This window comes from Levilactobacillus acidifarinae DSM 19394 = JCM 15949, assembly GCF_001434835.1.
GTDB classification, from domain to species: domain Bacteria; phylum Bacillota; class Bacilli; order Lactobacillales; family Lactobacillaceae; genus Levilactobacillus; species Levilactobacillus acidifarinae.
Genome location: NZ_AZDV01000026.1, coordinates 1 through 12038, shown reverse-complemented (window position 1 = coordinate 12038; position 12038 = coordinate 1). Strand labels below are relative to the sequence as shown.

16 protein-coding genes and 18 tRNA genes are annotated in these 12038 nt (G+C 46.7%); 7 read left to right on the top strand and 27 right to left on the bottom strand.

Annotated features, from left to right (window positions below):
* Positions 1-20: 20 nt before the first annotated feature.
* Entirely contained in the window at positions 21-305 is a 285-nt protein-coding gene (locus tag FD25_RS07680; protein WP_057803050.1) for a hypothetical protein, read from the bottom strand.
* A 153-nt stretch (positions 306-458) separates the two neighbouring features.
* Here FD25_RS07680 and FD25_RS07675 point away from each other — a divergent pair, with 153 nt between their 5' ends.
* Entirely contained in the window at positions 459-1046 is a 588-nt protein-coding gene (locus FD25_RS07675) for a DUF4145 domain-containing protein (protein ID WP_225428575.1), read from the top strand.
* Here FD25_RS07675 and FD25_RS07670 read toward each other — a convergent pair.
* The 5 genes from FD25_RS07670 to FD25_RS07655 are packed head-to-tail and all read right to left on the bottom strand — an operon-like array spanning position 1043 to position 2604.
* On the bottom strand, positions 1043-1243 hold the full coding sequence (locus FD25_RS07670) for a hypothetical protein (protein WP_057803049.1): 201 nt from the start codon (positions 1241-1243) through the stop codon (positions 1043-1045). The genes FD25_RS07675 and FD25_RS07670 overlap by 4 nt on opposite strands.
* Positions 1244-1261: 18 nt before the next feature.
* On the bottom strand, positions 1262-1390 hold the full coding sequence (locus FD25_RS14395; RefSeq protein ID WP_263862338.1) for a hypothetical protein: 129 nt from the start codon (positions 1388-1390) through the stop codon (positions 1262-1264).
* A gap of 25 nt (positions 1391-1415) precedes the next feature.
* Positions 1416-1628 carry a hypothetical protein gene (locus FD25_RS07665; RefSeq protein ID WP_057803048.1) on the bottom strand — a complete coding sequence of 71 codons (213 nt, stop codon included), beginning with the start codon at positions 1626-1628 and terminating at the stop codon, positions 1416-1418.
* Positions 1625-2401, bottom strand: a complete 777-nt coding sequence (locus tag FD25_RS07660) for a phage antirepressor (RefSeq protein ID WP_057803047.1) — start codon at positions 2399-2401, stop codon at positions 1625-1627. Before FD25_RS07660 ends, FD25_RS07665 begins: the two co-directional genes overlap by 4 nt.
* A 2-nt stretch (positions 2402-2403) precedes the next feature.
* Entirely contained in the window at positions 2404-2604 is a 201-nt protein-coding gene (locus FD25_RS07655; RefSeq protein ID WP_057803046.1) for a helix-turn-helix domain-containing protein, read from the bottom strand.
* Between the two features lie 235 nt (positions 2605-2839).
* Here FD25_RS07655 and FD25_RS07650 point away from each other — a divergent pair, with 235 nt between their 5' ends.
* The 4 genes from FD25_RS07650 (at position 2840) to FD25_RS07640 (ending at position 5897) form a co-directional block, all read left to right on the top strand.
* Complete coding sequence (locus FD25_RS07650; RefSeq protein WP_057803045.1) at positions 2840-3253, top strand: helix-turn-helix domain-containing protein; 414 nt, start codon at positions 2840-2842, stop codon at positions 3251-3253.
* A gap of 13 nt (positions 3254-3266) precedes the next feature.
* Positions 3267-3755, top strand: a complete 489-nt coding sequence (locus tag FD25_RS13905) for an ImmA/IrrE family metallo-endopeptidase (protein WP_083484118.1) — start codon at positions 3267-3269, stop codon at positions 3753-3755.
* Positions 3756-3833: 78 nt separating this feature from the next.
* The gene (locus FD25_RS07645) at positions 3834-4217 is read left to right on the top strand and encodes a hypothetical protein (RefSeq protein WP_057803044.1); all 384 of its coding nucleotides are present in this window, start codon (positions 3834-3836) and stop codon (positions 4215-4217) included.
* Positions 4218-4439: 222 nt separating this feature from the next.
* Entirely contained in the window at positions 4440-5897 is a 1458-nt protein-coding gene (locus tag FD25_RS07640; protein ID WP_057803043.1) for a site-specific integrase, read from the top strand.
* A gap of 199 nt (positions 5898-6096) precedes the next feature.
* Here the strand turns inward: FD25_RS07640 and FD25_RS07635 are convergent, their stop codons facing one another.
* The 3 genes from FD25_RS07635 to FD25_RS07625 all read right to left on the bottom strand — a co-directional run bounded on the left by FD25_RS07635 (position 6097) and on the right by FD25_RS07625 (position 8219).
* Complete coding sequence (locus tag FD25_RS07635) at positions 6097-6825, bottom strand: adaptor protein MecA (RefSeq protein ID WP_057803042.1); 729 nt, start codon at positions 6823-6825, stop codon at positions 6097-6099.
* A gap of 150 nt (positions 6826-6975) precedes the next feature.
* A complete protein-coding gene (gene spxA / locus FD25_RS07630) occupies positions 6976-7377 on the bottom strand; it encodes a transcriptional regulator SpxA (protein ID WP_057803041.1) in 402 nt (133 codons plus the stop codon).
* Between the two features lie 101 nt (positions 7378-7478).
* Positions 7479-8219 (bottom strand): MBL fold metallo-hydrolase, encoded by a 741-nt coding sequence (locus tag FD25_RS07625; protein ID WP_057803040.1) that lies wholly within the window; start codon positions 8217-8219, stop codon positions 7479-7481.
* A gap of 122 nt (positions 8220-8341) precedes the next feature.
* Between FD25_RS07625 and FD25_RS07620 the strand changes: the two genes are divergently transcribed.
* Positions 8342-8845 carry an antibiotic biosynthesis monooxygenase gene (locus FD25_RS07620; protein ID WP_057803039.1) on the top strand — a complete coding sequence of 168 codons (504 nt, stop codon included), beginning with the start codon at positions 8342-8344 and terminating at the stop codon, positions 8843-8845.
* 77 nt (positions 8846-8922) lie between these two features.
* Complete coding sequence (locus tag FD25_RS07615) at positions 8923-10146, top strand: DUF2075 domain-containing protein (protein WP_057803038.1); 1224 nt, start codon at positions 8923-8925, stop codon at positions 10144-10146.
* A 196-nt stretch (positions 10147-10342) separates the two neighbouring features.
* On the opposite strand, the gene FD25_RS07610 is transcribed toward FD25_RS07615, so the two are convergent.
* The 18 genes from FD25_RS07610 to FD25_RS07525 all read right to left on the bottom strand — a co-directional run bounded on the left by FD25_RS07610 (position 10343) and on the right by FD25_RS07525 (position 11977).
* A tRNA-Asp gene (locus FD25_RS07610) sits at positions 10343-10416 on the bottom strand.
* 5 nt (positions 10417-10421) lie between these two features.
* Positions 10422-10495: transfer RNA gene (locus FD25_RS07605), tRNA-Met, on the bottom strand.
* Between the two features lie 42 nt (positions 10496-10537).
* Positions 10538-10610: transfer RNA gene (locus FD25_RS07600), tRNA-Glu, on the bottom strand.
* A gap of 8 nt (positions 10611-10618) precedes the next feature.
* Positions 10619-10706 (bottom strand) — tRNA-Ser (locus FD25_RS07595).
* 5 nt (positions 10707-10711) lie between these two features.
* Positions 10712-10786: transfer RNA gene (locus FD25_RS07590), tRNA-Ile, on the bottom strand.
* 6 nt (positions 10787-10792) lie between these two features.
* Positions 10793-10863: transfer RNA gene (locus tag FD25_RS07585), tRNA-Gly, on the bottom strand.
* Positions 10864-10883: 20 nt separating this feature from the next.
* A tRNA-Phe gene (locus FD25_RS07580) sits at positions 10884-10956 on the bottom strand.
* Positions 10957-10963: 7 nt separating this feature from the next.
* A tRNA-Asp gene (locus FD25_RS07575) sits at positions 10964-11037 on the bottom strand.
* A gap of 5 nt (positions 11038-11042) precedes the next feature.
* Positions 11043-11116: transfer RNA gene (locus FD25_RS07570), tRNA-Met, on the bottom strand.
* 12 nt (positions 11117-11128) lie between these two features.
* A tRNA-Ser gene (locus FD25_RS07565) sits at positions 11129-11218 on the bottom strand.
* A gap of 27 nt (positions 11219-11245) precedes the next feature.
* Positions 11246-11319, bottom strand: a tRNA-Ile gene (locus FD25_RS07560).
* Between the two features lie 14 nt (positions 11320-11333).
* A tRNA-Met gene (locus FD25_RS07555) sits at positions 11334-11407 on the bottom strand.
* 28 nt (positions 11408-11435) lie between these two features.
* A tRNA-Pro gene (locus tag FD25_RS07550) sits at positions 11436-11509 on the bottom strand.
* A gap of 6 nt (positions 11510-11515) precedes the next feature.
* Positions 11516-11589: transfer RNA gene (locus FD25_RS07545), tRNA-Arg, on the bottom strand.
* 41 nt (positions 11590-11630) lie between these two features.
* Positions 11631-11702 (bottom strand) — tRNA-Gly (locus tag FD25_RS07540).
* A gap of 7 nt (positions 11703-11709) precedes the next feature.
* Positions 11710-11782 (bottom strand) — tRNA-Thr (locus FD25_RS07535).
* 47 nt (positions 11783-11829) lie between these two features.
* Positions 11830-11902: transfer RNA gene (locus tag FD25_RS07530), tRNA-Lys, on the bottom strand.
* Between the two features lie 2 nt (positions 11903-11904).
* A tRNA-Val gene (locus FD25_RS07525) sits at positions 11905-11977 on the bottom strand.
* Between the last annotated feature and the right edge of the window lie 61 nt (positions 11978-12038).

The window sequence follows — 12038 nt, the reverse complement described above, 5'->3', positions numbered from 1 at the left end:
CCATCGCCTAGCCCGGCATTTTAAATGTGATAATCCTGGTGATCAGCAACAAATTTTTCAACGGCCTTACGCGAATACTTGGGGTACTTGCTTCCCGGAATCGGCGTTTGCGGAAAGCCGTGTTGATTCACAATACTTTGCGTTAAATCATTGCCAACGTGGTAATACTCACGATTGACCTGACTAGCAGTGAGAAGGTCATCTTGTGGTTGCAAGCGTTCCTGTACCTTAGCTGTTACTTCTGGAATCAGAGCCTGCAGCAGTGTCTGAATGACCACCTCACCGATTGCTGAGGTATCTTGCATGTTGCCACCTTCTTTGCGATATAATTTAGTTAATCAATTTATCTGGAGGCTTTAAATATGGCTAGCACTGTTTGTCCTTTCTGTAATCACACTTTCTTAATGGATGGAACGACTTCGAGATCCTTGCACCTTGAATTTGGGAGGAGTGGAGATATGTCTAGACTCGACTTTTCTCCAGTAGATCCTGCGTCATCAGATCGGATTATGCTTAGAATGAATAGATGTCCTAACTGTCATAAAGTTACGGTTTATACTCTAGGACTAGGTGATCAATACAGAGATGTTAAGACTAATATCTATCCCAATTCTGAAGCTAAACAGATACCTGAATATGTTCCTGAGGCCGTACGCAACGATTATTCTGAAGCATATGCCATTCTTCATCTAAGCCCTAAAGCCTCGGCTACATTGGCTCGTCGCGCTTTACAAGGAATGATTCGTGATTACTTTGGTGTTAACGAAAATACTCTTTATGACGAAATTAATGACATTCAGGATCAAGTAACTCCATCAGTCTGGAACACAATTAATGCCGTTAGACGTATCGGTAATATCGGTGCGCATATGGAAAAAGACATTAATCTTATCGTAGATATTTCAGATAACGAATCTGAGAAGCTTCTTAAATTAATCGAGTATCTCGTTAAGAGTTGGTACATTCAACGGCATGATGCCGAACAACTTATGCAGGATATTCAAGGCATTGATGACGATAAACAATCTCAACGCCATAAAGACTAAAGACTATCCTTCGTATCATGTTGCGCTAACAACTTTCCCTCCTTTGAAAAGAATTGCCGAAGCGTACGCATCGGACGTTTATCTGTTCCAGTTCCAATGATCGAGTCAACTTGAATCACGCTCACTAATTCAACATGCTGTACTTTGGAGTTTTCAGAGGGCCATTCTTCTGTGAAACTCTTTTTGCTATCTGACACATTGCATTTCTCCTTCGCCTAAAAACCCATGATTACCGCATATAGTCCTGTGATGGCCGTTACCATTTCTGGAGTTTTATCACCCGAATTAATCAATTCATGAATGTAATCAACAAGCTCTTGTTCAATGTTCTTTTGTTCTGCCAAAATAAGTCCCCCCTATTGTTATGATCTAAAGTTTTAAAAAATTAGATTCGTACTTGATCCTGTTATAGGCGTATTGAAGGCTTGCGTATGCTACATCATGCGTTAAGTCTTCTTTTTTCATGAGTTCAACAATCTCATCACCAACATGTCGACTTGTTTCACCAAACAAATCGCTAACGGGATTCTCTCTTCTAAAATCCTGCAGGTAAGTTGAACGGTTTGCTTCTAATTCGTTCATTCAACCTCGTCCTCCATTCCCAGAAATTTATTGATAAAGTACTGCTGCCCTTTCCCAGTCACCTTGGTGGTCACGCTGACCGTCGATCGCCCATCTGAATGGGTTACAACAGTTTCTTTGACATCAAACAGTTTCATATCCATAGACCGTTGCGTTGGTGTGTTGTACGAATCACCCTTGCGACTGCTGAGGTAATTGTTCTCCCGCATCCACCGGAACAAACGATTCTGACCAATATCGATGCCGTTCTGCTTGATGGCCTTAGCCAACGTGCCAATCAGAATGGATTCTTTAGAGGAAGTCACCGCATCGGCAAACAACGCCTTAGGCTGCATAACTGCATTCTCATCGTGGAGTCGCTGATTCTCGGCTTTCGCCTCTTTGTAGCGCTCTAGTGCGGCAATCATCATATCTGGATTAGACAGCCATTCGGCGGCCGTGTCGGGTGCAACGTACGCACCGTCGCTGCGAATAGATGGAAGAACCGTCCCGGTGACCCAATGCTTAAACCGCTTAGCAGCCGGTAGTTTGCTCGACATGATTAGCGAGTACACACCGGATTCGGTGATAGTAGTCAAATTCTGCCTACCTCCGGGGGTCTCCAAAACGGCGACCCCTTTGTCCTCTGCGTCAACGTGTTTTCTAACCGCATCAGCAGCTCGTGCATAACCTAAGATATTTGCTACATCACGAGCTACGAACTGTGGTAAGCCATCAGCAACAATCGTTCTTACACGAGCCCCTTCAAAATCAAATGGTGTAACCTTATTCATTTTTACTCATCCCCTTTCGTAAAATATTCAATTGAAACACCTAACGCATTAGCAACTTTAGTAATGCTGTCGAAGTTAGGATTGCTATTTTTCCACTTGTAAATAATACCGTTGGCAAGTCCTGCATCATGTTCGATTCGATAAATACTTGTGCCTCGAAGCTTTGCTAATTTTTGAATACGTTGGTAAATATCAATTGCCATACTTCCACCTCCTAAATAGAAAATATTCTACTGATTTCATCAAGCCTCATTGACAATTAATAGATAATAATCTATTATTAGAGCATACGAAATAGCCCAATAACAGGGTATATTTCATGATGAGCTAGATAATAATTCTGTGTGCCCTTCCCAAGCACAAATTCAGTATATTAGATTATTGTCAGCGAGTCAAGCATAAATTAGATTTTTATCAGCTAATAAAAGGAGTATTACTATGCCCTCGCTAAAAGACAGAATAAAGGAACTTTCAGCTAAGCATCATATAACTGTTGCTGAACTTGAACGGACGCTTAACTTTGCTAATGGTTCTATTTCAAAATGGGGTAAGCAGTCCCCTTCGGCCGAAAGACTTCAAAAAGTTGCTGATTATTTTGGAGTTTCCACAGATTATCTTCTTGGTAGGACTAATACACCAAGTTTTACTGCTAAGGATGAGATGGATATACATAAAGTCGTAGACGATATGATAAGCGGACTTTCCAACAAAAATTCCTTAGCGTTTTTAAAAAATAACGGCTCTCCCGTTGATGAAGACGATGCTGAGTTATTAAAGATTTCACTTGAAAACGTAGCCCGACAATCGTTACTATTGAGCCGTAAGCGCAATCGCGAAAATAACGATAAATAAAGCCGGTGGATTAATGCAACGCAGTCAAATTAGAAGAATGGTAGTAGATTTAGTCAAAAAGTATCAAACTAATGATCCCTTAGAGCTTTGTCAGGATCTGGATATCCCTGTGAATTTTTGTGACCTTGGTGAAAATATTATGGGGTTTCGTACAAAAATATATGGCGTTTCATCTATTACTATAAATTCTCGATTAAACTCAACAGAACAAAAAATAACTTGTGGTCACGAACTTGGCCATGATCGATGTAGTCATGACGACAATGCAGATTTCTTGCAGGAATCTACCCTATACTCGCGTACTCTATATGGCACGGAATATGAAGCAAATTGTTTCATGGTAGAATTAATGTTTGCCGATAACAATATCGATGATTATGCAGATACAGACACCGAAGAAGGCGTCCTACGCATTGCCAAAGTTCCCGAGTGGGCAGCCCCTTACGTTGATTGGTCCTATGTACGAAGACTAATCGTTAAACGAGCTTGTGGCGTTAAATGATAGCGATAGCACTATTAATGTAATAATCGTCCAAATACTGATGACGTTAAAAGCTGATTACATAAGGGGGTTGTTTTCTTGAAAACAACAAAGTTAGTAACAGGAATTTTGATGATTATCCTGTCGGTATTTATTTTTATTCAATCATCTGCTGTCGGAGTCAGCGATGCCATCGAAGGTGGGCAACATGCTTCTGGTACATCGGGAATGTTTGTCGCTATCCTTTATTTGGCTAGTGGGATCGTATATCTGTCTACCAAAAAGTCCACTAAAATGGGCGGCGACATCGCATCACTAGTGATGATGGTATTTGCTTGGATTATCGGCTTAGTAGATGTCGGAATCTACGCTGACCTCGTAATTTGGGCATGGTTGGCACTGATTATCGGTGTTGGGTTCTTCGTTTGGCATTTACGTGCCAATCATAAGTCAGAAAATGACGCAACTCATCACGCTGCATAGCAGTCTTAACCAACAATAAAAAATGCGCATCCCCTCCCGCCAAGAAGTTGGATGCGCATACCAAAATACATATCAGTCAGCGAATTTGTTCACTGGCTAGTTTTAAGCAACACATATAAGTGTGTTCCCTTAACATATCTAATTCTAACCTAAAGGAGGTGGTTCCGAAAGACCTATCTCAAAAACGCCTAGCCCGGCAACTTTTGAGAGGAGAAAATTAAAATGAAAAAGTTAAAGAAAGACACTCGTATTTTTGTTTATGAGAATACTCATGGTAGAAAATATGGTGTGAATTTTTATCGCACCGTCATGGGTGTTAAAACCCGACTGCACCAACAAGGATTTGACAATTCTGCTGATGCCATCGACTGGGCCAATCGGTCCGAACGTGAATTACATTTAAGAAACGGCGTAGCACGTAACGTTACCGTCCTGGAGTATTACAAGCAATGGTTAAGACGCAACGAATCATACTGGTCCCCTGACACTTATCACAATTACGTTCAGAAATTTGAAAGTTATATCTTGCCAAAATTCGGCAATGCAAAACTGCGTGATATTAATCGTGAAAACTTTCAGAACTATATTCTCGAACTTGAGACAGTTAAGCGCTCTGCTGGCCGAGTCGGGTACTCTTCCAAAACAATCAGCATAATCAAGGGGTATCTGTCAACCATGCTAAATGATGCCGTATACTCCGGTGTCATCCCCAGCAATAAGTTACGCAATCTCCGTGTAAAAGAAGGCATTGGTATTCGCAACAGTGCTATTTCAAAGGAAAAGTATATCTACGCCATCAAAACGGCGCAACGTGTTCTCTCTCCCATGGCACTCGCCTCATTCTACTTGTCTTTAGTTGCTCTTCGTCATGCAGAAATCCTAGGGATGCAACCTAAAAATATCTTCTCGGATCACGTTCATGTAGAAATTGCGCGGACTCACTGGAAGCCAGAGGGCGGCCCCACAAAGACCCCTGCCGCGGTCCGTGACGTTCCCATCTCGTCTAAGACCTATCAGTTGCTCCAGGAAGCGGTTAAATACTCTCGTCAGGTATATCTGGATGCTGATAAACAATTTACGTCAGACAGCTTTATATTCGTAAATAAAGATGCAACGCCGTGGAACTATACCCGTCTCAATCACATCTTTGATGAGATCTCCGAAGGCATGGGGCAACGAGTTGGTGTCTATGCCACAGGTGATATTTACGTCGATGATAAAGATAACCATCGCGTAGTTATTCGCCACGATGGACATGTTCTGTACAAGTTGGTAGCTGGCAAGACACAAGGTAACTCTAATCAAGTAAAAGTGATTAAGAATATCATGGGAGATGTCACCGGTGCCGAAGTTTCAAACAGTGATGGTTCTAAAGTTATCGTTGACCGCACTATCAGCGACGGTGTTGCCCGAGTCCAATCCGTGAACGCTGCGGGAAAACAAACGGATGACAGTATCATCCCTGAGCACAAGCGCGTTATCATTACCAACAATGCGCACATCTTTCCCCACATGATGCGCCACGCCTTCGCAACGTTTTCAATTCCAGGCGCTGACGATCCCGTCGACGTCATGAAGATTATGGGACACACCGACATGCGGATGACCCGCTTTTACGATAACGGAACTAAGGATGGCCAATCCAAGATTATTTCCATGATGGATAAATTAGCCGAATAATTTTGTTCCTGTTACTTTAAAACAAAAAAATCGCTGTATTCCCTACTACACAAGGGATACAGCGACTGAGGAACAAAATTCGACCGAATTCTCCAATTTTGTTCCTTTTTTGTTCCTTTTATAGGAAAATATAGGATTTAATGGGAAATAAAAAAATCGAAAACGCCGTTAAATCAACGTTTCCGACTCCTAACGAATCCTATTTTGTCTCAATAAAATAGAACCGCGTTAATTCCAAGGCACTGTGTTCCATGACGAGTTCGCCGTGTTCTGCTAACACGTCGGACGCCATCTGGGACCGGTCGGCATACTCGTACGCCACCGCAAGGTCATCCTTGATGGCTTCGCGTGACGTTTCGTTGGTAAAGAAGATTAGTTCTAAGTAGTAGTCGCCGTTGTACCGGTACAGGTTCGACGCGGCACTATCTAAATGCAACACACGCGCGAGACTGACCATATCTTCAAAGGAATGTAGTTTCACGACTTGCGACACCGTTGGTTGATCGTCGTCGTTCAGGTAATCCGCAACATCGTTGGTTTCACTAGCCGCTGGCATCTTCATACTCGAGAAGATATCCTTTTGGCCGTCTTTTTCAAGTAAATGTTCTTTTAACTGATCCGAGACTTGATCGGGGTGCTCCGCATCGACGCTGGCATCCCCTTGTTCATCGTTGTTCTCGGCATCTTGGTCGACGTTCTTACTGATAAACAATTCCAGACCGTTCCGATTAGGCAACACTTGGAAAGTGACCGCATCGTTGTCTTGGAATTGATGATCAACATCGACTTCTTCCAAAATACTATAGAAGAAACTTTCGATTTGTTTGTGATTACCCAGGAGATCCAGGACGGTAATCCCGCGTTCGCTTAAATCATCGTTACCGATAACCACGCGAATCGTATTTTCGTTGATCCGTTCCATTTCCATGAATAACACCCCTTTCTCATGGGTTGGGTATTGTCCTTGATACTCATTCTAAACGTTTTTAATGGCTTGTAAAGTAATGCTCACTAAAAAACTGGACTGCAAGTAGTATTCTCTCACAAATCCAGTTAGATGCAACTAATTCAGCTTATTTTAGCCTTCTGCCCGTTGACGCGCACGGTACCGCGCCAACTCCCGAATCTGTCGGGGTAAGAAGCGGCGGATTTCTTCGTCGTTATACCCCACCTGTAATCGCCGGTCGTCCCGGATAATTGGGCGCCGCAGCAACGTCGGGTGCTTTAGAATCAAGTCATAGAGTGCCTGTAACGGTAAATCGTCCAACGTGCCTGCCAGGTCCTGATAGGCCTTTGAACGCGTCGAAATGATTTCCGCGGTCCCCTCTTCGGTTAACCGTAAAATGGCCTTAATATCGGCAATCGTCAAGGGGGCCGTCAACATATTCTGCTCACGGTACACGATACCGTGGGCGTCGAGCCATTGGCGCGCCTTGCGGCAAGAAGAACAACTTGGGGTCGTATAGAGCATCACAGTCATGGTGGTGGCCTCCCTTATATAACTAATATTTTATAAGAACCATTATATCATGATTAACGTCAGAAAGTAACCCATTGTGCCAAATTTAATCGTAGGGCCGGTTAAATTCGGTACGTGGTGCCCGCTTGCACGACCGCCGTTGGAATTGCGGCCCCCGCTGCGGCCTGGGCTTCGGCCTGTAACTGCGCTAACGAACCCGTTTGGGGCAGATGTGTCAACAACAAACGTTTAACCGCCGCCTCGTGGGCTAATTGCCCGGCCTGCGTCGAAGTCAGATGCCAGGCGGTTCCCTGGTGATCCGCATAAAAGTTCGTGTCGGCTAGGAGCAGATCAACGCCTTGCGCCCAGGTGGCTAGTGCCGGGAAAGCCGCCGTGTCGGCCGTAAAAGCGAGCCGTTTGCCGGTGGCCGTTTCCGTGATGATGGGCGCGTAGGCCGGGACCGGATGATGCGTAGCCCCAAACGTTACGGTCAAGGGACCCAGGGTCAATTGCTGCTGGGGATCGTAGGCGACACCCTTGGTGGCATTTGGCCAGGTCAGCCCCGCAAAGGCATCCGCATCAGCGGTGTGCCCGTAAATGGGTAAGACGGGTTCTTTTTTCGCGCCCGGCGCCAGTTGCCACAGGTACTGTAAAACCCCGACGTCCGCCGTATGGTCGTGATGGTAATGCGTTAACAACACGGCGTCCAGTTGTAGTGGATCCAGATAGCGCTGGAGGGCCGTTAACGCCCCGCTCCCACAATCGAGTAACAAATGATACTGACCACTCGTAATCAGGTAGCTGCTGGTTCCGATGCCATTATACGGGTACCCCCCGTAACATCCTAAAACCGTTAAATCCATGACATTCACCCTTTCGTTAGATGGTTCTTCCTTAGTTTAGCGCGGTATTTTAAAGGTGTAAACGTTTCAGGTCCACCGGTGGCTGGGAGTATAATGGAATTGACAACGAGGAGGGAGTCGTTATGTTACAAAATCTTGCAGTAACGTTTGGTAGTAAGGAAATTCTGACTAAACTGATCGCCGCGCATCCCGACCGTCACCTGATCCTCTTAGGTAGCTCGACCGGTGATGCTGAAGGCCTTCAATTATTAGATGTCTCCGGTCAACCCAGTTTCTTCACCACGCATCTCGACTATCGCGTAAAGCTCCACCAAGGCGCCACCGATTGGCGCGGCTTCTTTAGCTTCAGTTATTTCAAATTCGATCCGGACACCGCCGACGTGTTTGACGCGAAACTCAACCGGTTGGCCGCCAATCCGTTACCCGCCGGTATGCGGGCCCTGTACGTGCTGACCAAGACCACCGATAGTGGGAGTTACGTTCTGTTGACCCTCTGGGACGACGGTCAAGCCTTCTCTCTGTGGCGGCATTCCCCGGCGTTTGCGCCACTCGACATTTACGCCACCAGTGCCAATCACTATCACGCGGCGGGATATCAGCGTTTAGCCACAAAAGCCACCCACTAATCAACCAACTAGGTTCCGGAAATTGCCGGGACCTTTTTATTTTTAGCTGCCGCGCGTTACAATGATCCTATGACTTCATGAAAGGTGGCGATGGCGTGTCGTTTTCATCCGCCAACGCAGCAACAACTAAAATTTCACCGGCTTTACCCTTAACGGCGTCCCAGGCCCGCTTGGTACAAAGGATACTTGATTTCACCACGACGCATCTGGCGACTCCTCAACCTGCTATTTTTACGCTTTACGGGGACGCGGGAACCGGCAAAAGCGTGGTCTTAGCGCACCTTTTTGACCAGCTACAGGTCCGCGCCCGCACAGCGCCGAATTCGCCTTTAGCGGGGACCACCAACTACTTTTTGGTCAATCATCCAGAACTCTTAAAGGTTTACCGCGCCATTGCGGGATCCCAAGCCCACCTGTTCAAAAAGGACTTTCAGCGGCCGACCACGCTGATCAATCAGATTGCTCTGGGTAAGACCACGGCTGACGTCTTAGTGATCGACGAAGCCCACCTGTTACTCTCCCAAGCGGACCATTACAATAACTTCTACGGCACTAACCAATTAACGTCGCTGTTAGCCACCGCTAAAGTCATTATTCTGGTTTTCGACGAAACTCAGGTTTTACGCTTCAAGAGTTTCTGGACGGCGCAACGCTTAGAAGCGCTGTTAGCCCCTTACCCGCACCAAAGTTACCGCTTGACCCATCAATTTCGGATGCAAGCAAGTGACGCCCTCGTCCGGTGGATCAACGCCTTCACGCATCACCAGTTACGGCCGTTGCCCGCAACCGGTGGCCCCCATTATGATCTACGCGTCTTTGATGATGCCGAAGCCATGCGCCAAGCCATTGTTGCGCGGAACCGCACTGTCGGGTTATCGCGAATCGTGGCGACATCGGGCTATCCGTCCACCTTAGACGGCGGAAAACACTACGTTACGGAAGGCCGGTTTCACCTGCCCTGGGACCAATATAATTACACGACCACGCCCTGGGCGGAACTCCCTCAGACCATCGATGAGGTTGGGTCCATCTATACCTGTCAGGGCTTTGATTTAAACTACGTGGGGGTAATTCTGGGCCCACCGATCCGGCTAACGGCTCAAGGCTTAACGGTTGATCTGACAAAATATACCGATGTAGAAACTTTTAAACGGCGTGATGACCTAGATCCCCACCAGGTTACCGCCATCAAACAGCAATTAGTGCTCAATTCAATCAACGTTTTAATGAAACGCGGCGTGCACGGCTTATACCTGTACGCTCACGATCCGCAGTTACGTCACTTTCTCCAACAACGCTGAGACGTCAAAAGGGCCACCTGACAGTCGTCGGGTGGCCTTTCGTATCTGCTTAATCAAGTTGCTCTGCTATGATGTGTAACCGGCGCCAATCAGCCGCATGCCCGTCAACGACACCGGTGAACACCGCCCGCGTTCGCTGTTTCATAAACATAACGGCACCAAAAAAGCCTTCCACTCACGGGAAGGCTTTACCGGACGGTCCGTACGAGACTCGAACTCGTGATCTCCTCCGTGACAGGGAGGCGTCCTAACCAACTAGACCAACGAACCAAATATTGCGGGAGCTGGATTTGAACCAACGACCTTCGGGTTATGAGCCCGACGAGCTACCAGACTGCTCCATCCCGCGATAATAGAATATAAAATTAAGTTTGCAGATAAGTCTCTGCAATGACCCGTACGGGATTCGAACCCATGTTACCGCCGTGAAAGGGCGGTGTCTTAAACCACTTGACCAACGGGTCATATAAAACGGAGAAGGAGGGATTTGAACCCTCGCGCCGCTTGCGCGACCTATACCCTTAGCAGGGGCACCTCTTCAGCCACTTGAGTACTTCTCCATAAATGGGCCTAAATGGACTCGAACCATCGACCTCACGCTTATCAGGCGTGCGCTCTAAACCAGCTGAGCTATAGGCCCATATAAAGCGGGTAACGAGAATCGAACTCGCGACAACAGCTTGGAAGGCTGTGGTTTTACCACTAAACTATACCCGCATTTATATGAGGTTAAGCAATGGCGCGGGACGGAATCGAACCGCCGACACATGGAGCTTCAATCCATTGCTCTACCGACTGAGCTACCGAGCCATTTAAACGGTCCGTACGAGACTCGAACTCGTGATCTCCTCCGTGACAGGGAGGCGTCCTAACCAACTAGACCAACGAACCAAATATTGCGGGAGCTGGATTTGAACCAACGACCTTCGGGTTATGAGCCCGACGAGCTACCAGACTGCTCCATCCCGCGATAATTAGAAAAAGGAGGATGAGAGATTCGAACTCTCGCGTGGTTTTACCCACCTGACGGTTTTCAAGACCGTTCCCTTCAGCCAGACTTGGGTAATCCTCCATATCGCATTGTATCAATGTCCAAAAATGGACCTTGTAGGACTCGAACCTACGACCGGACGGTTATGAGCCGTCTGCTCTAACCAACTGAGCTAAAGGTCCAGTTCAAGTCCAAATCGCGGCGGGGGGGATCGAACCCTCGACCTCTCGGGTATGAACCGAACGCTCTAGCCAGCTGAGCTACACCGCGAAGTGTTAAATAAAATATTCTTATTTAATCGGGAAGACAGGATTCGAACCTGCGACCCCCTGGTCCCAAACCAGGTGCTCTACCAAGCTGAGCTACTTCCCGTTACTATGCACCCAGTAGGAGTCGAACCTACAACCTTCTGATTCGTAGTCAGACACTCTATCCAGTTGCGCTATGGGTGCAAAATAACTTAATTGACTTAACTTAATACCTTTCGGTATTAAGCGGAAGACGGGATTCGAACCCGCGACCCCCACCATGGCAAGGTGATGTTCTACCACTGAACTACTTCCGCATAATAATGCCGACTAGAAGATTCGAACTTCCGACCCCCTGTTTACAAGACAGGTGCTCTACCAACTGAGCTAAGTCGGCATAGTCAGTATCATCTTCAATAATAATCTCAATCGCCTCGCGGCGAATGAGCCCTGACAGGCTCGAACTGTCGACCCTCTGATTAAAAGTCAGATGCTCTACCAACTGAGCTAAGGGCTCAATGGAGGATACAGGGCTCGAACCTGTGACCCTCTGCTTGTAAGGCAGACGCTCTCCCAACTGAGCTAATCCTCCATATACGCGTGGCAACGTCCTATCCTTGCAGGGGGCGATCCCCCAACTACTATCGGCGTGC